This window comes from Actinomadura montaniterrae, assembly GCF_008923365.1.
Classification (GTDB): domain Bacteria; phylum Actinomycetota; class Actinomycetes; order Streptosporangiales; family Streptosporangiaceae; genus Spirillospora; species Spirillospora montaniterrae.
On sequence record NZ_WBMR01000161.1, the window covers coordinates 1 to 21,112 of the forward strand.

17 protein-coding genes and 1 tRNA gene are annotated in these 21,112 nt (G+C 69.1%); 10 read left to right on the forward strand and 8 right to left on the reverse strand.

The annotated features are described in order from the left end of the window. Nucleotides 1-82: 82 nt before the first annotated feature. From F9B16_RS36465 to F9B16_RS36490, 6 genes are all read right to left on the reverse strand, one after another. Nucleotides 83-901 carry an S-methyl-5'-thioadenosine phosphorylase gene (locus tag F9B16_RS36465; RefSeq protein WP_151544780.1) on the reverse strand — a complete coding sequence of 273 codons (819 nt, stop codon included), beginning with the start codon at nucleotides 899-901 and terminating at the stop codon, nucleotides 83-85. Between the two features lie 210 nt (nucleotides 902-1,111). Then, nucleotides 1,112-3,241 carry an MMPL family transporter gene (locus tag F9B16_RS36470; protein ID WP_151544781.1) on the reverse strand — a complete coding sequence of 710 codons (2,130 nt, stop codon included), beginning with the start codon at nucleotides 3,239-3,241 and terminating at the stop codon, nucleotides 1,112-1,114. 311 nt (nucleotides 3,242-3,552) lie between these two features. After that, nucleotides 3,553-3,906 (reverse strand): FmdB family zinc ribbon protein, encoded by a 354-nt coding sequence (locus F9B16_RS36475; protein WP_151544782.1) that lies wholly within the window; start codon nucleotides 3,904-3,906, stop codon nucleotides 3,553-3,555. A 175-nt stretch (nucleotides 3,907-4,081) separates the two neighbouring features. Beyond that, entirely contained in the window at nucleotides 4,082-5,569 is a 1,488-nt protein-coding gene (locus F9B16_RS36480; protein ID WP_151544783.1) for a potassium/proton antiporter, read from the reverse strand. Between the two features lie 103 nt (nucleotides 5,570-5,672). After that, complete coding sequence (locus F9B16_RS36485) at nucleotides 5,673-6,662, reverse strand: NAD(P)-dependent oxidoreductase (protein WP_151544784.1); 990 nt, start codon at nucleotides 6,660-6,662, stop codon at nucleotides 5,673-5,675. Between the two features lie 202 nt (nucleotides 6,663-6,864). Next, nucleotides 6,865-7,437 carry a 5-formyltetrahydrofolate cyclo-ligase gene (locus F9B16_RS36490; protein WP_404800547.1) on the reverse strand — a complete coding sequence of 191 codons (573 nt, stop codon included), beginning with the start codon at nucleotides 7,435-7,437 and terminating at the stop codon, nucleotides 6,865-6,867. 42 nt (nucleotides 7,438-7,479) lie between these two features. On the opposite strand from F9B16_RS36490, the gene galU reads away from it, so the two are divergent. Genes galU through F9B16_RS36510 form a run of 4 tightly spaced genes read left to right on the forward strand, consistent with a single transcriptional unit; the run spans nucleotide 7,480 to nucleotide 10,608 of the window. Further along, nucleotides 7,480-8,415, forward strand: coding sequence for a UTP--glucose-1-phosphate uridylyltransferase GalU (galU, locus tag F9B16_RS36495; protein WP_151544785.1), 936 nt, complete (start codon nucleotides 7,480-7,482; stop codon nucleotides 8,413-8,415). A 26-nt stretch (nucleotides 8,416-8,441) separates the two neighbouring features. After that, nucleotides 8,442-9,647 carry a molybdotransferase-like divisome protein Glp gene (glp, locus tag F9B16_RS36500; protein ID WP_151544786.1) on the forward strand — a complete coding sequence of 402 codons (1,206 nt, stop codon included), beginning with the start codon at nucleotides 8,442-8,444 and terminating at the stop codon, nucleotides 9,645-9,647. Then, on the forward strand, nucleotides 9,644-10,123 hold the full coding sequence (moaC, locus tag F9B16_RS36505; protein ID WP_151544787.1) for a cyclic pyranopterin monophosphate synthase MoaC: 480 nt from the start codon (nucleotides 9,644-9,646) through the stop codon (nucleotides 10,121-10,123). The genes glp and moaC overlap by 4 nt, the downstream gene beginning before the upstream one ends. Continuing rightward, on the forward strand, nucleotides 10,120-10,608 hold the full coding sequence (locus F9B16_RS36510) for a MogA/MoaB family molybdenum cofactor biosynthesis protein (protein WP_151544795.1): 489 nt from the start codon (nucleotides 10,120-10,122) through the stop codon (nucleotides 10,606-10,608). The genes moaC and F9B16_RS36510 overlap by 4 nt, the downstream gene beginning before the upstream one ends. Nucleotides 10,609-10,614: 6 nt before the next feature. Here the strand turns inward: F9B16_RS36510 and F9B16_RS36515 are convergent, their stop codons facing one another. Beyond that, nucleotides 10,615-11,400: a DeoR/GlpR family DNA-binding transcription regulator gene (locus F9B16_RS36515; protein ID WP_151544788.1), complete on the reverse strand. Its 786-nt coding sequence runs from the start codon at nucleotides 11,398-11,400 to the stop codon at nucleotides 10,615-10,617. Nucleotides 11,401-11,540: 140 nt separating this feature from the next. Here F9B16_RS36515 and F9B16_RS36520 point away from each other — a divergent pair, with 140 nt between their 5' ends. From F9B16_RS36520 to F9B16_RS36540, 5 genes are all read left to right on the forward strand, one after another. Next, on the forward strand, nucleotides 11,541-12,440 hold the full coding sequence (locus F9B16_RS36520; protein ID WP_151544789.1) for an SIS domain-containing protein: 900 nt from the start codon (nucleotides 11,541-11,543) through the stop codon (nucleotides 12,438-12,440). Beyond that, nucleotides 12,437-13,555, forward strand: coding sequence for an N-acetylglucosamine-6-phosphate deacetylase (nagA, locus tag F9B16_RS36525; RefSeq protein WP_151544790.1), 1,119 nt, complete (start codon nucleotides 12,437-12,439; stop codon nucleotides 13,553-13,555). Before F9B16_RS36520 ends, nagA begins: the two co-directional genes overlap by 4 nt. A gap of 83 nt (nucleotides 13,556-13,638) precedes the next feature. After that, nucleotides 13,639-14,259, forward strand: coding sequence for a GNAT family N-acetyltransferase (locus F9B16_RS36530; RefSeq protein ID WP_151544796.1), 621 nt, complete (start codon nucleotides 13,639-13,641; stop codon nucleotides 14,257-14,259). A gap of 224 nt (nucleotides 14,260-14,483) precedes the next feature. Then, nucleotides 14,484-15,053 carry a divisome protein SepX/GlpR gene (gene sepX / locus F9B16_RS36535; RefSeq protein WP_151544791.1) on the forward strand — a complete coding sequence of 190 codons (570 nt, stop codon included), beginning with the start codon at nucleotides 14,484-14,486 and terminating at the stop codon, nucleotides 15,051-15,053. 51 nt (nucleotides 15,054-15,104) lie between these two features. Beyond that, a tRNA-Ala gene (locus F9B16_RS36540) sits at nucleotides 15,105-15,178 on the forward strand. A 1,284-nt stretch (nucleotides 15,179-16,462) separates the two neighbouring features. Here the strand turns inward: F9B16_RS36540 and F9B16_RS36545 are convergent. After that, the gene (locus tag F9B16_RS36545) at nucleotides 16,463-16,663 is read right to left on the reverse strand and encodes a hypothetical protein (RefSeq protein WP_151544792.1); all 201 of its coding nucleotides are present in this window, start codon (nucleotides 16,661-16,663) and stop codon (nucleotides 16,463-16,465) included. A gap of 558 nt (nucleotides 16,664-17,221) precedes the next feature. On the opposite strand from F9B16_RS36545, the gene F9B16_RS36550 reads away from it, so the two are divergent. Then, nucleotides 17,222-19,459: a hypothetical protein gene (locus tag F9B16_RS36550; protein ID WP_151544793.1), complete on the forward strand. Its 2,238-nt coding sequence runs from the start codon at nucleotides 17,222-17,224 to the stop codon at nucleotides 19,457-19,459. Nucleotides 19,460-21,112 lie beyond the last annotated feature (1,653 nt).

Consider the following 21,112-nt stretch of genomic DNA (forward strand, 5'->3'; position numbering starts at 1 on the left):
CGCAGCGCCGTGAGGGCCAGGCCCGCGGCGGCCGCGGCGGACAGTGCCGCCAGCGGCCGCCGCAGCCGGGCCGCGCGTGCCCTCACGGCAGCTCCAGCGGGAGGTCCATGCCGTCCAGGACGGCGGGGCAGGGGCAGTCGCGTTCGGCGGGCAGTGCCTTGACCACGTCGGCGACCACGCCGCGCAGCCGGCCGATGTTCTCGCCGAACACCCGGAGCACCTCGTCCATGGTGACGCCCTCGCCCTCCTCGATGCCGGCGTCGAGGTCGGTGACCAGGCACAGCGGGGTGTAGCAGAGCGCCAGCTCGCGGGCGAGGACGGCCTCGGGGTGGCCGGTCATCCCGACGAGCGTCCAGCCCTGGCCGGCGAACCAGCGGGACTCGGCCCGGGTGGAGAACCGGGGGCCCTCGATGACGACGAGGGTGCCGCCGTCGACGGGTGCCCAGCCGGCGGCGTTCGCGGCGTCGACGGCGGTGCGCCGCCCGACCGGGCAGTACGGGTCGGAGAACGAGACGTGGATCGCGGCGCCGTCGTCGTAGTAGGTCTGCGGACGCCCGGTCGTCCGGTCGACGAGCTGGTCGGGGACGGCCAGCGTGCCGGGGCCGAGGTCGGGGGTCAGCGAGCCGACCGCGCTCGGTGCGAGGACCTGCCGGACGCCGAGCGACCGCAGGGCCCACAGGTTGGCGCGATAGGGGATCTTGTGCGGCGGGAAGCGGTGGTCGCGGCCGTGCCGGGGGACGAACGCGACGCGCCGCCCGGCGAGCTCGCCGATGGCGACGGCGTCGCTCGGCGGGCCGAAGGGCGTGTCGACGCGCACCTCCTCGACGTCGTCGAGGAAGGAGTAGAAACCGGAACCGCCGATGACCGCGATCTCGGCCGTGGGCTGCGAGTTGGTGGACATGCCGCCGACACTAACCAGCCCGCCGGAGCGTGTGCGGACCCGCCGCGAAATGTGGATAACTTCATGATCGTCGGGCGCGGCGGGTGCGGCGGGCCCGGCGGAGGTGCGGTGGGTGCGGCGGAGGTGCGGTGGGTGCGGCGGAGGTGCGGTGGGTGCGGCGGAGGGGCTCGGCGCGGTGCCGGGCCCCTCCGCGAGCAGCGAGGCGTCGGGTCAGCCGACCCGGTCGAGGACCCGGGACCGGTCCGCCTGCGCGTCGCGCGCGGCGAGCCGCCCCGGCGCCCAGATCCGCCGCCCGAGGTCGTGCGACAGGGCGGGCAGCAGCAGCGACCGGACGACCAGCGTGTCGAACAGGACGCCGAACGCGACGACGAAGCCCATCTCCACCATGGACACCAGCGGCAGCGTCGCCATTGCGCCGAACGTCGCCGCCAGCACCACCCCGGCCGAGGTGATGACGCCGCCGGTGACGGTGAGGCCGCGCTGGATGCCGCGCCGCGTGCCGAGGGTCTGGGACTCCTCCCGTACGCGGTGCATGAGGAAGATGTTGTAGTCGACCCCGAGCGCCACGAGGAAGGTGAACGCCTGCAGGGGGAACCCCGTGTCCGTGCCCTCGAAGCCGAAGCCGTGCCTGAAGATGAGCGCGCACGCGCCCAGCGAGGCGAGGAACGACAGGACGACGGTGCCCATCATCAGCAGCGGTGCGACGAGCGCGCGCAGCAGCAGGACGAGGATGACGAAGACCACGCCCAGCACGATCGGGATGATGACCTTGTTGTCGCGTACGGAGGCGCGCTTGGTGTCCAGGGACGTGGCGGTGGTGCCGCCCACCTTCGCGTTCGCGGACGGGACGGCGTGCACCGCGTCCCGGAGCCGGTCGATGGTCCGCTCGGCCGCCTTGCTGTCGGCGGGGTCGCGCAGCGTCGCCTCGTACATGACGAGGCCGTTCGTGGTGGCCGGAGGCCCGACCTGGGCGACGCCCTGTGTGCGCGCGGCCGCCGCTGCGATCTCAGGCGACGCCGACGCCTTGCCGATGACGACGGCCGGGGAACCGGATCCGGCGGGGTAGTGCCGCGCCACGGCCTCCTGCCCGGCGATCGAGTCGGGGCGTCCGGTGAACTGCCCGGCGTTGGAGAGCCCGTCTGCCTTGAGCGAGCCGAGGCCGAAGGTAAGGCCGACTAGGACGATGCCCGTGGTGAGCCACAGCAGGCGTGAGCGCCTGGCCACGAGGCCCGCCACGCGGGACCATATTCCGTGCTCGGCCTCGTACGCCTCGGGCTCGAGGTATTTGGCGTCGTAGCGCGGGACGAGCGGCCAGAACACCCAGCGGCCGAAGATGACGAGGAGCGCGGGCAGGAGCGTGACCATCGCGCCCAGCGCGGTGAGGACGCCCGCCGCGGCGACGGGGCCGAGCCCCGCGGTGGAGTTCAGGTCGGCGAGCAGCAGGCACAGCAGGCCGACGGCGACGGTGGCGGCGGAGGCGATGACGGCGGGCGCGGCGCGGCGCAGGGCGAACGCCATGGCCTCGTGCCGGTCCTCGTGCCGGTGCAGTTCCTCGCGGTAGCGGGCGACGAGCAGGAGGGCGTAGTCGGTGGCGACGCCGAACACCAGCACGGTCATGATGCCGGAGCTCATCCCGTTGACGGTCAGGTCGGCGTACTTGGCCAGCAGGTAGACGACGGACTGGGCGAGCCCGAGGGCGAAGACGGCGCTGAGCACCGGGATGAACCACAGCACGGGGCTGCGGTAGATGATCAGCAGCAGGACGATCACGACGATGCCGGCCGCCATGAGCAGGAAGCCGTCGAGGCTCTGGAACACCCCGTACTGGTCGGAGCCGGCGCCGGCGGGCCCGGTGACGTGCGCGGACAGTCCGGGCGGGCCGCGCTTGACGAGGTCGCGGGCCTGGTCGACGGCGTCGGTGACGTCGTCGCTCTTGATCGGGACGAGGGTCTCCAGGGCCTTGCCGTCCTTGGACGGGAACGGTCCCTGCGCCTTCTCGGCTCCCGGGAGGCGCTCGAAGGCGGGCATGTCGGCGGCGGCCCTGGCGCGGTCGGCGCCGGTGATGCCGGAGGGACGCTCGTAGACGATGACGGCGAGCATCGTCTCGTCCTTCTGGAACATGTCCTGCTGCTTGACGACCTGCGTGGACTCGGCGCTGGCGGGCAGCCAGGACGCGGCGTCGTTGTCCTCGACGTCGGCCAGCTTGCCGGCGAGCGGGCCGAGGGCGGCCAGCAGGACGATCCAGACGGCGAGGACGGCCCATTTGCCGCGGCGTCCGGCGATCAGCCCGGCGAGCCTGCGGGCCGGTGTTCTGGGGGGAGCCTGGCTCTGTGCGCGCATGGTCGATCTCCTGGGGAGGGTCCGTGGATCTCGCGATATGACGCGAAAACTTGCTCAGGACCAGAGTCTCTCTGATAGCGAGAGAAAGCAAGTTATATCGCGAAATCTCGGGGTGGCCTCAGGGTCGGCCTAGGGGTGGCCTCAGGGGCGACCCCAAGGCCGCCCCAGAGCACGACGAAGGCCGGAGGAACCCGGTTGGGTTCCTCCGGCCTTCGGAAGCGCGGTGGGGCGTGCCCCTAGAGTCAGGCCCCTGGAATCGGGCCGCTGGAGACAGGCCCGGCAGTCAGGCCCCGGCAGTCAAGCCCCGGTGGTCAGGCCACCTTCTCGGACGAAGAGGACTTCGACGACGAGGTGGACGACGAGGACGACGAGTCGCTCGACGAGCTCGACGAGGAGGACGAGTCGGACTTGGCGGAGTCGCCGCTCGACGACGACGAGCCGTTCGACCCGTTGGACGAGTTCCCCACGGTGGAGGACGACTTGCCGGAGCCGCGGCTGTCGGTGCGGTAGAAGCCCGACCCCTTGAAGATGATCCCCGCGGCGGAGAAGACCTTGCGGAGCTTTCCGTTGCACGCCGGGCATTCGGTCAGCGCGTCGTCGCTGAACTTCTGCACGACCTCCAGAGGCTCGCCGCACTCGGTGCAAACGTACTGATACGTCGGCACGGTTCCTCCTCGCTGACTCAGTCCGGGCGCCGTCCCGGACTGGCACTCACTCTAGATGACTGCTAATGGTACCCATGCATGCAACAGGATTCGCCCCGGGTCTGTTCCCGAGCCTCCCAAGGCGCCTCTATAGCAGGACCCCACGCCCGTCCCGTCCAACCCCGCGGCCCGGGGCTCATGTTCCGGTCTCGCCGAACCAGCCGGCCAGCTTCCCGCGGCGGCTGATGGCGCGCAGCCTGCGTTCCGTGGTCTCGCGCACGGTGTCGGTGGTCACGACCAGCAGCGTGTCGCCGCTCTGCAAGGGCGTGGTGGGTTCCGGCACGAAGCTCTCCCCGTCCCGAACGACGAGGGTAATGGACGCTCCGGCGGGCAGCCGCAGCTCGAAGATCTCGACACCGCTCAACAGGGAGTCGGGCGGGATACTGACTTCGAGCAGGTCCGCGTGGAGCTCCTCCAGGGGCGCGGCCTCCACGTCCAGTTCGCGGGTCTGCTCGTCGCTCTTGAGGCGGCACCAGCGCGCCACCAGGGGCAGTGTGGGGCCCTGCAAGAGGGTGAACACCACGACGATGTTGAAGACGATGGAGAAGAGCCGGTCGGCGTCCGGGACGTCCTTCACCATCGGGATGGTGGCCAGGACGATGGGGACGGCGCCGCGCAGCCCCGCCCATGAGGCGAAGACCTTCTCGCCCCACGACAGCTTGAACCCGATCGAGGACAGCACGACCGACGCGGGGCGCGCCACGAGCAGCAGGACGAACCCGATGACGAGCGCCGGGACGATCTGGCCGGGGAGCGCGCCGGGGGAGGCCAGCAGTCCCAGCATCACGAACAGCCCGATCTGGGCGAGCCATCCGATGCCTTCGGCGAAGCCCCTCGTGGCCGGGCGGTGTGGCAGGCGCGCATTGCCGAGGACTAGCGCGCTCACATAGACGGCCAGGAAGCCGCTGGCGTGCAGCAGTGTGGCGGCGCCATAGGAGCCGATGGACAGCGACATCACGGCGATGGGGTACAGGCCGGATGCGGGGAGGGCGACGCGGCGCAGCGCCTGTGCGCCGAGCCAGCCGATCGCGAAGCCGAGCACGCCGCCCGCGACCAGCTCGTACACCATCACGCCGGCGAGTTCGGCGAGGTTGGGGACGCCGCCGTGCTTGACGCTGAGCGTCGCCACGATGATCACGACGGGCGCGTCGTTGAAGCCGGACTCGGCTTCCAGGAGCCCGGTCAGCCGGGACGGCAGGGGCAGCCGGCGCAGCACCGAGAACACGGCGGCGGCGTCGGTGGGGGCGAGCACGGCGGCCAGCAGGAACGCCGGGCGCCAGTCCATCCCGATCAGCCACCGGGCAGCGAGCGCCACGATGGCGATGCTGATCAGGGTGCCGATGGTGGACACGCTGAGCGCGGCGGGCACGGACGGCCGCACGTGCCGCCAGCTCGTGGTGAGACCGCCCTCGGCGAGGATCAGGACGAGCGCGCCGAGGCCGAGCGTCTCGGCCAGCTCGGCGTTGTCGAAGTCGATGTGGAGGGGACCGGACTCGCCGATGAGAAGGCCGAGGCCCATGTACGCCAGGAGGGTCGGCAGGCCGGCCTGGTGCGACAGCCGGACCGCGACGATGGCGCTGAGTACGAGCACGGCCCCGAGGAGTAGCCAGATGTCGAGATGCACATCCCACCCTTCGGGGTCGTCAAAGTTGAACTTTTAGCAATACTACAGAATTGTGTGTCAAATGCATACTTGCGGTTGATGAACGGGATGCCTAGAACGTCCGTTATCTCCGTCTGACCTGCGGGTCCACCCCGTTGACGACGTTCTGCACCGCGTGTCCCTGGACGGCCTTGGTGACGTTGTCGAGCAGCATCGTCACGATGTTCCGCTGCGACTGCGTCGTCCCGCCCGCCGCATGCGGTGACAGCAGGACGTTCTCGTGCGCGCGCAGGGGAGAGTCGGCCGGAGGCGGCTCCTCGTCGAAGACGTCCAGAGCGGCACCGGCGAGCCGTCCCGACTCCAGCGCGGCGAGCACTGCGTCGTCCGGTGCGATGCCACCGCGCGCCACGTTCACCAGCAGCGCCTTGTCGGGGAGTAGCGCGAGACGTTCCGGGCCTATGAGGCCGCGCGTTTCGTCGGTCAGCGGCAGGGCGAGCACCAGGATGTCGGACGTGGCGAGCAGATCGTCCAGCTCCCTGTACGGGACCGGTGCCGAGGCACGCGGACGCCTCGTCCAGTAGGAGACCTCACAGCCGAGAACCTGGAACAGTCGCGCCGCCTCCGCGCCTATGGCGCCGTAACCGACGACCCCTACGCGCTGCGCATGGACTTCCCTTGTGCCTCGCGCCAGAAGCTCCGTCTGCGGCCATTCGCCCGCGCGCACATGCCGATCGCCCCAGACGAGGTGGCGGCACAGGGCGAACGCGGCGCCGACCGCCCATTCGGCCACTCCGCGTGCGTTGGCACCTGCGGTGTTGGCCAGCGGCACGCCGGCCTCTGCCAGCGCGGCGCCGTCGATGCTGTCGGTGCCCACGGCGGGCATCTGCACGAACGCCAGACGCGGCGCGGCGGCGACCGCCTCGGCGTCGAGTTTCAGTTGGGCGCTGAAGTCGCCGATGACCAGCTCGGCGTCCGGGAGCGCCGCGAGGAGCCCGGCGCGGTCCCTGGTCTGCGGGAACGCCACCTCCACGGTGTCGCCGAACGATCCGAACAGGCCCCGCACGATGTCCTCCCCGAGCGGGGGGAGGGAAAGGATCCGCCACGGCGCCGTCATCTCGAACCTCCCGGTGAGCCTCGCGTCGAACCGCGGTCCCCGAAGCCGCGATCTTGCTGATTCTCACCCTATGCGGCCGTCCGGTACTGGCCACAGGGCCAGGTCCTCCTAACCGCGAGGCCACACCTCTGGGGTCGCCAGAGCACCCTCCCCGGGGCCCCCGGAGGCGCCTCCCCAAGCGCCCGGACGCCCCGCCGGCGCCTCAGCCGAACCGCACCAGCCCCCCGGACGGCGTCGCCGCGGCGCGCACCCGCTGGTCGTGCGGCTCCGACGGGAGCTCGTCCACCAGCTCGGAGTCGTACACCAGCCCGACCGTCAGGATCGCGGGCCCCACCCGGGCGAGCGCCCGGTCGTACGAGCCGCCGCCGCGGCCCAGCCGCATGCCCGTCCGGTCGACCGCGACCGCCGGGGTCAGGACCACGTCCGCGCTGGCCACGGCCCCCGGACCGCGCGGCGGCTCCGTCGGCTCCAGGCATCCGCGCGGGCCCGGCGCCAGCGAGTCGGGGCCCTCGAACGACGCCCAGTCGAGATCGCCGTCCGGCAGCAGGCGGGGGAGGAGCACGTACGCGCCGCGCTTCCACAGCGCGAACAGCAGGCTCCGGGTGTCCGGTTCGGCGCCGACGGAGACGTAGGCGGCGATCGTCCCCGCCATCTCGATCTCGGGCACGGACAGCAGCGCGTCGCGCAGCGACCTGCCCGCCGCGGCGCGCTCCTCGGGACTCATGGTCCCACGCCTTTCCAGCAGTCCGGCGCGGACGCCGGTCTTCGAAACGATGTCGTGCACGCTGTTGTCCTCGTGGATGGCTAGGGTCTTTTCATGGTCGACATTGCACCCGTGCTCAAGGCCGTCGTACCGGCGGCCGGCCTCGGTACCCGATTCTTGCCCGCCACGAAGGCGACGCCCAAGGAAATGCTGCCCGTCGTCGACAAACCGGCGATCCAGTACGTCGTCGAAGAGGCCGTGGACGCCGGCCTCAGCGACGTGCTCATGATCACCGGGCGCAGCAAGCGGTCCATCGAGGACCACTTCGACCGCGCCTACGAGCTGGAGGAGGCGCTCAACGCCAAGGGCGACAGCGAGCGCCTCGCGGCCATTCGCGAGTCCGCCGACCTGGCGATCATGCACTACGTCCGGCAGGGCGAGCCGCGCGGGCTCGGCCACGCGGTCCACTGCGCCCGCCAGCACGTCGGCGACGAGCCGTTCGCGGTGCTGCTCGGCGACGACATGATCGACGCGCGCGACAAGCTCCTGCAGCGGATGATCGAGGTGCGCGGCCAGTACGGCGGCAGCGTCGTGGCGCTGATGGAGGTCGAGCCCGACCAGGTGTCCGCCTACGGCTGCGCGGCCATCGAGGCGACCGGCGAGGACGACGTCGTGCGCATCTCCGACCTGGTCGAGAAGCCCGCGCCCGAGGAGGCGCCGAGCAACTGGATCATCATCGGCCGGTACGTCTGCGACCCCGCGGTGTTCGACGTGCTGGAGAAGACCCCGCCCGGCCGCGGCGGCGAGATCCAGCTGACCGACGCGCTGCGCACCCTCGCCGACATGCCCGCCGACAACGGCGGCGGCGTGTACGGCGTGAAGTTCCGCGGCCGCCGCTACGACACCGGCAACAAGCTGGAGTACCTGCGGACGGTCGTGCAGTTCGCCGCCGAGCGCCCCGATCTCGCGCCCGAGTTCATCCCGTGGCTGCGCGAGTTCGTCCGGTCCCATGACGCCGCGGACGGCGTGGGCGGCTCCGGCGACGCGTGACGACCCGTCACACTGGGGCCGTGGGCATGAGAACGGTCGATGAGCACCTGACGGAGATCCTCGGCAGCGTCGCGGCGCTGCCGCCGCTCGACCTCGCGCTGCTGGAGGCGCAGGGGACGGTGCTCGCCGAGCCCGTCACCGCGCCGGTCCCGCTGCCCCCGTTCGACAACTCCGCGATGGACGGCTACGCCGTCGTCGCGGCGGACATCGCGGGGGCCACCGAGGCGGAACCGGTCGCGCTCCCCGTGGTCGGGGACATCGTGGCCGGCGATCCGGGCGTCTCCGCGATCCGGACGGGGTTGACCGCGCGCATCATGACGGGCGCCCCGCTGCCCGCCGGCGCCGACGCGGTCATCCCGGTCGAGTGGACGGACGGCGGTGCCGCGACCGTCCGCATCAGCCGTCCCGCACCGGCCGGGAACTACATCCGGCGGTCCGGCGAGGACGTCCTCGCGGGGCAGACCGTCGTGGAGGCCGGGACGCGGCTGGGCGCGACGCAGATCGGCATGGCCGCCGCCGTAGGGCGCTCGCATGTCGTCGTTAGGCCGAAACCGCGCGTCGTCGTCGTCTCGACAGGGGACGAGCTACAGGAGCCCGGTACGCAGCTCGCGCCGGGACAGATCTGGGAGTCCAACAGCTACATGCTCACCGCCGCCGTGGTGGAGGCGGGCGGGATGGGCTTCCGGCAGGCGACCGTCCACGACGAGCCCGCCAAGGTCATGGAGATGCTGGAGGACCAGCTCGTCCGTGCCGACGCCATCATCACCTCGGGCGGTGTGTCCATGGGCACCAGGGACGTGGTGAAGGAGGTGCTGTCCGGTACCGGCACCGTGCGGTTCCACAAGGTGCGTATGCGCCCGGGTAAGCCGCAGGGGTTCGGGCTACTGGAAGGCACGCCCGTCTTCACGCTCCCAGGGAACCCCGTAAGCGCATACGTCTCGTTCCAGGTTTTCGTGCGTCCCGCATTGCGCGCCATGCAGGGGCTCCCGCCCGAACCGATGCCCACCGTCAGCGCCGTCCTGGCCGAGGACGTCAGGTCGCCTGCCGGGCTGCGGCATTTCCTGCGCGGGCGGCTGTCGTCCAACCGCGGCCACTACACCGTCACCCCGGCGGAGACGCAGGGGTCCCACCAGCTCGGCTCGCTCGCCATGGCGAACGCGCTGATCGCACTGCCGGAGGACACCGAGGCGCTGCCCGCCGGCTCGCACGTCGACGTCATGAGGTTGCCATGAGTGCCATGGGCACCGAGTTCTCGCATCTGGACGACAAGGGCGCGGCCCGCATGGTGGACGTGTCCGCCAAGGACGTGTCGGCCAGGACCGCCACCGCGACCGGGTTCGTCCGGCTTTCCGCCGAATGCGTCGGGTTGCTGCGCGCCGGCGACATGCCGAAGGGCGACGCCCTGTCGGTCGCCCGGATCGCCGGGATCATGGGGGCCAAGCGCGTCCCCGACCTGGTGCCGCTCTGCCACCCGATCGCACTGCACGGCGTCACCGTCGAGCTGGAGCTCCGCGACGACGGCGTGGCGATCACGGCCGTGACCCGCACCGCGGACCGCACCGGCGTCGAGATGGAGGCGCTCACGTCCGTCTCCGTCGCCGCGCTCGCGCTGGTCGACATGGTCAAGGCGGTCGACCCGGCCGCCGTGATCACCGACGTGCGGGTCGAGGAGAAGACCGGCGGCAAGACCGGCGTGTGGCGGCGATGATCCGGGCGATGGCGGTCACCGTGTCCAACCGCGCGGCGGCCGGCGTCTACGCGGACAAGTCGGGCCCGGTGCTGGTCGAGCTGCTGGAGGACCTCGGCTGCCAGGTCGACGGACCGGTCGTGGTGCCGGACGGCGAGCCGGTCGCCGAGGTGCTGCGGGACGCGGTCGCGCAGGGCTACGACGTCGTCGTGACGTCCGGCGGCACCGGCCTCACCCCGACCGACCGGACGCCCGAGATGACCCGGCTCGTCATCGAGCGCGAGGTCCCGGGGATCGCCGAGGCGATCCGGCTGGAGGGCCGCGACAAGGTGCCCGCCGCGATCCTGTCCCGCGGGCTCGCCGGGCTCGCGGGCCGCACGCTGATCGTCAACCTGCCCGGCTCGACGGGCGGCGTGCGCGACGGCATGGCCGTCCTCGGCCGCGTCCTGGCGCACGCCGTCGACCAGATCGGCGGCGGCGACCACCCGCGCCCGCCGGCGGGCTAGCCCGCGTCAGGCCTGCACGACCCGGACGCCGGCCTCGGTGAAGGCCGCGACGTCCGCCGCCGGGACGGTGCCGTCGGTGACCAGCACGTCGATCCGGCTCGTGTCGCAGATCCGGGCGAACGCGCGGCGCCCCACCTTCGAGCCGTCCGCGACCACCACCACCTGGTCGGCGCGCTCGGCCATCAGCCGGTTGACGTCCGCCTCGCCCTCGTTGTGGCAGGTCGCGCCGTGCTCGACGGCCACCCCGTTGACGCCGAGGACCGCCACGTCCAGCGTCACGTGGTCGAAGATCCCGCTGGCCAGCGGGCCGGTCAGCTCGTAGGACTGCGGGCGCGGCACGCCGCCGGTCAGCACGATCTTCACGTGCGGCCGGACGGCGAGCTCGGTGCCGATGTTCAGCGCGTTCGTCACGATGGTGATCGCCGGGGAGCCGCCCTCGGCGTGCAGGTCGGCGCGCGTCGCGAGCACCCGCGCCACCTCGGACGTCGTGGTGCCGCCGTTCAGCCCGATGATCGACCCGGGCCGCGCCAGCTCGGCGGTCGCGGCGGCGATGCGCTGCTTCTCCGTCGCGTTCCGCGCGGTCTTGTAGCGCAGCGGCAGGTCGTAGCTGACGCTCTGGGCGACCGCGCCGCCGCGCGTGCGGGTGAGCATCTGCTGCTGCGCGAGCTGGTCGAAGTCGCGGCGGATCGTCGCGGCCGACACCGCCATCCGCTCCGCCGCCTCCTCGACGCTCAGCCGGCCGGCGTCCGCGAGCATCTCGAGCAGCGCGTTCCAGCGTTCGTGGCGTGTCACCCCGGCCCCTTTCCGGTACGCGGACGGCCCCGCGGGACGGCTCTGGCCTGGATTGTAGCGATGCACCACTATGGTCTTTTCTGCTCGGATTTGGTATTGAACAAGCAAGAACACGCAGGCGGCTGCAGAGGGAGAGGTCCATGGCGGAGCGCGGCGGCGGGCACACCGAGGCCGAGATCGCGTCGCAGCCCGACCGCTGGCGGCGGGCCGCCGCGACGGCCGCGGACCTCGCGCCCGTGCTGCCCCGGCGCGGCGAGCGGACCGCGGTGATCGGATGCGGGACGTCCTGGTTCGTCGCCCAGGCGTACGCGGCGCTCCGCGAGGCCGCCGGGCACGGCGAGACCGACGCGTTCGCCGCGTCCGAGTTCCCGAGCGGCCGCCGCTACGACCGGCTGCTCGCGCTGACCAGGTCCGGCACGACCACCGAGGTCCTGGACGTGCTGGCGCGCGTGCGCGGCACGACCCCGACCGTCGCGATCACGGCCGACGCCGCGACGCCGGTGATGAACGCCGCCGACGAGATCGTCGTCCTCGACTACGCCGACGAGCGCTCGGTGGTGCAGACCCGCTACGCCACCACCCAGCTCGTCCTGCTCCGCGCCCACCTCGGCGAGGACGTCGCCGGGGTGATCGCCGACGCCGAGCGGGCCGCCGCCGAGCCGCTGCCCGCCGCGGCCGTCGCCGCGGACCAGTTCACCTTCCTCGGCCGCGGCTGGACGATCGGCCTCGCGCACGAGGCGGCGCTCAAGATGCGCGAGGCGGCGGGCGCGTGGGCCGAGTCGTATCCCGCGATGGAGTACCGGCACGGCCCGATCGCGGTCACCGGGCCCGGCCGCGTCGCGTGGATGTTCGGCGAACCGCCCGCGGGCCTCGCCGGCCAGGTCGCGGACGCCGGCGGCACGATGATCACGACCCCGCTGGACCCGCTCGCCGACCTGATCAGGGCGCAGCGGCTGGCCGTCGAGATCGCCCGCGCGCGCGGGGACGACCCCGACCGTCCACGGAACCTCACCCGCTCCGTCATCCTGGACGTCCGATGATGAACCTCACGAACGCCCGGATCGTCCTGCCCGGTGGCGTCACGACCGGGACGCTGCACGTCGACGGCGGCCGCCTCGCCGCGCCGTCCGCCGACTCTGGGCTCGGCGAGACCGTCGACCTCGGCGGCCGGCACGTCGTCCCCGGCTTCGTGGACATGCACGTCCACGGCGGCGCGGGCGCGTCGTACCAGACCGGACGTCCCGAAGAGGCCGAAAAGGCCGCCCGTTTCCACCTGGGCCACGGTACGACCACGACGGTCGCCAGCCTCGTCACCGGCACGCCCGACGAGCTCGCCAACGCGGTCGCGAGCCTCGCCGACCTCGCCGCCGACGGCCTCATCGCCGGCGTCCACCTCGAAGGCCCCTACCTCGCCCGCGACCGCTGCGGCGCCCACGACCCCGGCCTCCTCCGCCACCCCGACCGCGCCGAGTTCGCCCACCTCGCCCGGCTCGGCCGCGGCCACCTCCGCATGATCACCCTGGCGCCCGAGCTGCCCGGCGCGCTCGGCCTCGTCCGGGACGCCGCGTCCGCCGGCGTGATCGCCGCGGTCGGGCACACCGACGCCCCCGGCGAGACGGCCCGGACCGCGTTCGACGCAGGTGCGACCGTCGCGACCCACCTGTTCAACGCCATGCGCCCGCTGCACCACCGGGAAGGCGGCCCCGTCGCCGCCGCCCTCAACGACCCCCGCGTCACCGCCGAACTGATCAACGACGGCGTGCACGTGGAGGCCGCGGTCGCCCGGCTGGCCCTCGCGGCCGCCCCCGGCCGCGTCGCCCTGATCACCGACGCGATGGCCGCCGCCGGCATGGGCGACGGCGACTACCGGCTCGGCGTCATGGACGTCCAGGTCCGCGACGGCCGCGCCACCCTCGCCGGAGGGACGTCCATCGCCGGAAGCACGATCACGATGGCGGACGCGTTCCGCCGCGCCGTCGCCGTCCTCGGCCTGCCGATAGAAGCCGCCGCTGTGGCGGCGTCCCTCGTCCCGGCGCGCGCGCTGGGCCTCGACTCGCGTGTCGGCTCCCTCGAACCCGGAAAGGACGCCGACCTTGTGGTCCTGAACGACGACATGTCCGTCCACCGCGTCATGAAGGCCGGCCACTGGGTGTGACCCGCGCGCCCCCAGGCGATTTTCCCGGCCACAATGGATGGCGTTCGCAGGTCCTACCAGGGAATCATGGAACCGTGGAACGATTGCGGGGATGGCCGGTCACCCTCACCGAGGGTCCCGTCGGGCTGCGACCGCTGCGGCACCGCGACGCCGCCACCTGGCGCGAGCTGCGGGTCCGCAACGCCGACTGGCTGCGCCCCTGGGAGCCCACCAACCCCGAGACGCCGCTGTTCCGCAGTGGCCTCGGCCCCTACGTCAGCATGGTGCACACCATGCGCCGCGAGGCCCGCCAGGGCCTCGCGCTGCCCTGGGTCGTCACGCACGAGGACAACTTCGTCGGCCAGCTCACCATCGGCGCGATCGTGTGGGGCTCGGCCCGCTCCGCCCAGATCGGCTACTGGGTCGACAAGCAGGTCGCCGGACGCGGCGTCATTCCCACCGCGGTCGCCCTCGCCGTCGACCACTGTTTCTTCACCGTCGGCCTGCACCGCCTCGAAGCGAATATCCGCCCCGAGAACGCCGCCAGCCGCCGCGTCGTCGAAAAGCTCGGATTCCGGGAAGAAGGAATTCGCCGCCGCCATCTGCACATCGACGGCGCCTGGCGGGACCACATCTGCTACGCCCTGACCGTCGAGGACGTCCCCGGTGGCCTGCGGGCCCGCTGGCTGGCCGAACGCAAACAGGCATTTCCCCGGCGCACTTGAGTCCGGAGTGACTTTCGCCGCGTAAGAATCCTGCGATCGAGAAGACTCGGCAAACGGAGAGTAACGGCGGCATCGATCTCGCGACACACCGCCCCTTATGCTCGTCAACCTCTGACACCGGCTCGTACCGTGCGGGGCGTGACCCTGCTCCCATTGCACGCCCGCGCGCCGAAAGTCGGCCCGCCGATTCCGCGTGCCCTGGGACGGCCCGGGGCGGTGACCGCGTGAGCAGCGCCGTCCTCTACCTCGCCATCGTCGCGGTCTGGGCCATCGTCCTGGTACCCATGTGGCTGCGCCGCGACACCGAGAACGCCGGCATCACCCGGCTCCTCCACAAGCGCGCCGACGAACTCGACGGCGACGAGGAGACCACCGAGGCGCCCCAGGACGCCGAGGAGGAGCCGCAGGAGGCCGACGAGCCCCAGGAGGCCCCGCGGCCCCGCCGTCCGGTGACCCGCGGCGCCGTCATCGCCCGGCGCCGCCGCCGCACGTCCGGCCTCACGGCCCTGCTCGTCACCGCCGTGGCCCTCGTCGCGTCCGGCGTGCTGCCCTGGTGGTCGGCGCTGCCGCCGACGCTGCTGCTGGCCGGCCACCTCACGCTGCTGCGCGTCGCCGTCGGCATGGACGCCGCCCGCCGCCGCGCCGCCGCCGAGGCCCGCGCCGCCGCCCGCGCCCGCGCGATCGAGGCCCGCCGCGCCGAGCAGGAAGCCGAACCCGCCGAGGTCATCGAGCTGGTCACGCCGGAGGAGGTCTTCGACCAGTACGCCGACGACCGCCGCGCCGTCGGCGAATGACCCGGCCGTGCGCGAGCACCCTTCGAAGTGCGCTAACCTTACAGAGTCCTCGGGGCTGTAGCGCAGTCCGGTAGCGCACCTCGTTCGCATCGAGGGGGTCAGGGGTTCAAATCCCCTCAGCTCCACCGAGAACACACAGGTCAGAGGCCGGTTTAGGAGAGATCCCAGACCGGCCTCTGATCATTTGCCACCACGTTGCCACCAAGACTGCCCGACACCAGACGGCACGCCCCGGCAACCCGAACCTCACCTCCGCGCCACACCACCCACTCACGACTCTTGGCGCAGCCCTCAACCCGGCGACGGCAAGATCAACGCCTGAGGGCCCATCTGGCTCCACCGAGCAAGTCAGCGCCCCATAAGGGCAAGCGCGGCCGTGCACGCGACAGACATGCCCTTCGACCAGGTCGCCTCCGAACCGACGAGGGCCGCTGGAAGCACCGAGGGACGCTCATCGTCGTCCGAGAGGCTATTGCGGGCGAGCCGCTTCAGGCCGTTGCCGCATCAGCGCGATCGAGGTCGGCTTTCTTTCGGCCGACTGCCAGCGGCCCACACCCATGGCTGGGTTGCTACCGGGCAGGCAGCTGCCAGGCGCTGTGAACGCCGCGCAGCTGCGTGGGCGGAGGCGCGTACCAAGTGAGCGATGACGATGAGCGAGGAGCGGTCATCGATGCTCCTGGCGGCTTGACCTCTCGACCCAGGAAACAGACTCCGACCATGATGCCGTTCCGCCGAACTGCATCAGCGCGTCCCCACGGCTGATGCGACACCCCCGCACGGGCTTCCCCACCGGAAGCCACTAGGCCGTTGCGGGTGCGCATCCGCGAGCGTCGCAGTAACCGGAGGTGGTTCCTCGCCCTGACGGCGAGCTCGTGCGGCAGCCGAGATGGCGCCACAGAGGATGCGCCGCCAGCAACTACCCGCTGGCGCCTGCGGTTCTGTGGCCCTCCAATGCGGCCGACCCGTCATCTCCACCAGCCCACCAGACAGATAACGGCCTCAGCCGAGCTGTGTACGGCTGCTGCGACAGTCCAGCCCGCGCTGTGGCCTCGGTCACCGGCAGCACCTGCGGCGCTTTCCCGTTGCTGCTGCTCAACGACCGACAACAGAATCGCATTCGAGAAGCCACGATGCGGTCGGTCTTGATGCCTTCGGTTTGCGGGCTTTGAACCGGGCGATCGGTTTGGTGTTGTGGGCGACCTCGGTGACGGACTGGTCATCGAGCCGATGCGGAAGGTGCCGTCGGTGTCTCCGGTGGTCACGATGGTTCCGGCATGGCCGATACCGACCTGGATCCTCTGGCCCGCGATGACGACTTGACCGCGTCTGCTGACCTTGCGCTGGACTCGCGCGGGCTCGGCCGTGGGTTGAGATGGCCGGCGGGGCGCGCGTCGCAGATGCGCGCCGCATCAGTGACGGTGATCGGCTTGGGCGGGGGGCCGCAGCAGAGCGTGCCCGTTGATTAGGTTCAGCATAGAAGGCAGACCGCCCGGCCTGTGGGGCAGGCCACCCACGGCCGCCATCACGCGGTTCCGCGAGTGGTCGTCGACGCCGGCGACGCCCTTGCACTCGGTGCCGTCGGCCAGCACGATGCCGCCGACGATGTCCACCTGCCACAACTGCCTCGGTTCCGAGCGCTGCCGGCGCTTGCAGGCCTTGCGTCGCCGGCCTCGTGGGGTGACTCGGATCGGGCGGTGCCGCACCGAGACTCGATGCACCGTGACCCGCGACGGCACCGGGCCCGGACAGCCCCGACGGGACACCTCACACCAGACGCCGTGCACCCCAAGAGGGATGGTTGCGTCGCGGCTCATAGATCAGCGCCTCCACCTCGGGGGCATCCGGGACGGCGAGGAGACCGGACGTTACGAGCGATCTGACAACCTGGCCAGGCGCTCGTCTCGATACCGGCCACACGGCGGGTCTCTACTCCAAAGAGTCCGACTGAGGCACGAACGCTACCGCGTACATTCGGTTCCGTCTGTGGATTGCTGGAGTCAATGAGCCAGCGACGCTAGCTTTAGAGGGAGTGGTTAACCCTGAACGCACGTCTAGCTCCGATGTCCAATAGTGGACACGGTGGTCACGCCCATCTGAGGCAAGGGGTAGACATTGAGAGTATGTCGGGCATAATGGACGGCTACCGGCATGCCGGAGGTGAGGCTCTCGTGATCTCCTATGATCGCTTCAAATTCGCGTTGACGAACTTGGACGGCACGCAATGGAGACTGTTCGAAGTACTCGCCAATGTCTTCCTATCTGACGAATATTCAAGCTTGCGTCCCCTGGCTAGCGCTTCTGGTGATGACGGTATGGACGCCGGGCTATTTCGGCCAGAAGACGACCCTCAGACGGTTCTTCAGTTCTCGGTCAGGAAGGACTTTGCAAACAAAGTCCGTGAGACTTGTGAACGACTCAAGGAAACACAGTCAGATACCAATGTCTTGATCTATTGCTCAAATCAAGAGATTGGTGCGGCGGCGAACGCCCTTAGGAAGAAAGCTCGCCAAGAGTATCAAATCTTTCTCGATGTAAGGGATCGAGAGTGGTTTTTGACTCAGCGGAATGCGAGCGCCAAAGTAACCGCGGAAGCCGAAGAGTTCTGTGAAAAAGTAGCAGATCCACAGCTATTTGGCGATAAGACGTTTGAGGCGCAAGCGCAAGCGCTCACTGATCTCGAAGCGAAGGCTGCCTTCGTTCATCTCGGCCTCCAATGGGCGGATGATACGCGAGAGAAGGGACTGACGAAGCTTTGCTTCGAGGCATTGGTGAGGTCAGTTCTACGTGATACGACGTCTGAGTCACGGATAGACCGGCAAGAGGTTCGTAACCGCGTAGCTCGGCTACTACCGGCCCACCATCGGCCAACTCTGGACGCTCAAGTTGACGCCGCCCTAGCTCGCCTCGCAAAGGTTTATATTCGCCATTGGCAGAAGCTAGATGAGTTCTGCCTGACTTGGGACGAACGGGTACGGCTGGCCTCACGGCTCGCAGAAACAAACTCTCTGGACGAGGCGCTTAAGAAGGCACTAGCCAGATCCATTTCAATCACCTCGGAAGAGATGGACCTCGATCTCCCCAAAGAACTCGAGGAGAGCCTCGAACTGGCTCGAAAGATCTTGGAGAGAATACTGCTAGAGCGTGGTGAGGTATTCGCTGAGGCGGTTAACCGTGGACAAAATAGCTTCGTACGTTTCCAGGATGTCGAGGCCGTGGTTTACCATGAGATTGCCACAACAAAGGTGCCGAAGGGGCTAGAGCCCAGAGTCCTAGTTTCAACAGTACAGTCCTTGCTCCTGGATTCCTCCGATGAGATACGGCGATATCTAAGAGGACTCGCAGACACCTACACCCTATTTGCGTTCATGCGAGAGACCCCGGATGTCCAGTCCGCCGTTGTCAAAATATTCGCCGAGGGCGATATTTGGCTGGATACCTCTGTGGTTCTGCCACTGTTGGCTGAAACGCTGGTCGACCCGCATGCGCGATCGCATTCGTACCTGCTAAGAGCCGCTGTCGAATGTGGCCTCCGGCTCTTCGTAACATCTGGGGTGATTGAGGAGATCACCACTCATATCCGCCGTTGTCTCGGATTTTATAGATCGGTTGGGCGTGGCACGGCAACCGGTGAACCGCCCTTCCTTCTTGCTTCATACCGACTTTCCGGCCGGGATATCGGACGCTTCCCCAATTGGCTGGAGCATTTTGCTGGGTCGAGACGACCAGAGGACGATGTGGCGGATTATCTATACGAGGAGCATCGTATAGAACTGCGTGACCTAATCGCGGAGGCGGATTCGGCCGATCCAGACTTGAGGTCGGCCGTGAGTGAGATATGGCATGAAGCTCGCGAAGAAAGGGATCACAAGAGGCAACTACTTGGCATTCCAACAATGGATCCAATTACGAGGGGAAAGCTAGTTGCTCACGACGTCGAGAACTATGTAGGTGTTGTGATGCGGCGCACTCAGAGGGGTGAGCGCCGCAGTGCGTTTGGTTATAAGAGTTGGTGGCTCACCTTTGACAGGCAAGCTTTTTTTATGCCTGCAAAATTGAGTGAACGACTCGGTACCAGAGTCCCTCAATCGCCAGCCATCAGCCCGGATTTCATTTTGCATTACCTCGCTGTGGGGCCGGTAAGAGCGCGGCTCTCTCGAAGCACAGAAGAATCGCTTCCCTTGATGATGAACATGACGATTCTTGATGCCGTCCCGCGTGACCTGCTGGAGCTGGCGGACGATCTCCGCCGTGAACTCGCCGACCTACCTCCTCACGTCGTAAGCAGAAAGATACGCGACACGATGGATGAGGCACGACTTCTATTGGGTGCCACTGCAAACGCCGGCGAAAGTGGCCTGACTGAGAGAGTGAAGCAGCAACTAATTGCTCAAGCTAGAGCAAGGTGATGTTGCTGCTAGTAAAGCACCGCGTTAAGGGTGCTGTTGATGCTGCCGCTCGATGCCGCGCTAAGTTCTTTCCCTTCCAACTTGCGACGGCCCGCTAGCGGGCTATTTAAGAGAAGCAAACACCGGATGCGCCAACCTGAAACAGGTTACGGGCAGATCAGTTGGTTGGAGTGGCTGCTGTCAGCAGCCGTGATCTTTTGAGCTGCGGGGCTAAAACCGAGCGCGAAGCGAGACCTCGCAGCCCCAACCCTCCGGAGCGGTGTGCGCGGCTCTCCGGTGACTGTGCCCAATGCGGGCCGGAGTTCGGCGAGCGGACGGCGTTGGTGCGAGGTAGGGGAGTATCGCGAGGAGACTGTGAATCCGCTGAGTTGGCTGCCCGGCTAGGCTAAACCTGTGCTGGCTGCACTTGATCAGGTGTTGCCAGTGCCTGAGCGTAGGCTCGGGGACCTGCTCTCGGAGAGGGGTTCGCGCTGATGAGTGCCGTTGACCGTACGGAGCTGGTCACGCTGATCGCGAATGCCTTACGTACCACACCGATCGAGCCCTTGCGCTTGGAGTACGGCCCTGAGGTCGATTACGACCTACTCATCGAGGCCATGCTCGAAGCCATGGAATCCGTCGCCCTCCACCCAGGTGTGAGGACACGCTGGGATCCCACGAATCCAGCGTCGACCGCGTACCTGGAGATCGCCGTTCGTGGTGAGACTGTGAACTCTGTCGAGGTCCGTGGGCTTGGGCGACCTCCGATCCCTCGGAAGGTCATTCGTGCCTACGAGCAGGCACACGCATCTCTGGCTCTGGCTGAGAGGCCAGCCCGCCCCTCGCAATCGCTGTGCGACACGAAAGTACCGCAACGATCCCTCACGGCGGCTCATGCAGGCTGGCAGCAACAAGCGTCACGGGCTGAATAGGGCATGCCGGGCAAGGCGTGTCGCAGTGAGCGGCATCTTCGGTCAGACGGCCGCGAGCGCATCGAAATGACATTCACCGAAGTGGTCAGCAGTCGCCGGTGCGGCTCTGCCGCGTAAGTGCCTTTGACCGCCAGGCATGGTGGGCGGCTGACCCGAAGCACACTCACGCAGTCTGGTTGGACGCCAGCCACCGAGCCCAGCCCGAGCCTGACTGCTCAGCGCATGACCTTCATCAAGATCGCCCCAGGCTGACATCAGCAGTGGGCACCAGCGCCCGCGAGGGGCTTACGCCGACGGCCCGGTCAGGCTCGGTTGATGCTCGCTCGGCAGGGACGTTGTCAGGGATGCCCGTCCTGCGGATAGGGGGTTCTGTCTGCTCGTAGAGCGTCCAGTGCTGCGTGTGTGCGGCGCCAGACGTATGGGCGGAGGCGTTTGGCGGCTTCATCCTCGCTGCAGAATTTAAAGGCTCTTAGCTCGCTGTCGTGCAGGCCGAGCTTGGCGATCTGGTGCTAATTCAGGATGCCGCCGTCGAAGATGAACATGAGTGAGTCGTCCCAGGGGCCGTGCGGGGCACCCAGTCGATGCACAGGAGCTGTCCGGGGTGCAGGTCGAGGCCTAGGGCGTGTTTCGAAGTTGGTGAGCGTCGGCGTGTTGTGATCCGGACGCAGCGAGGTCTCCGGTAGGTGGTTCATCGACCAAGAAGAACCCAGAACCGGAGACCTCGTGGCCAGCGTAGTGGTGA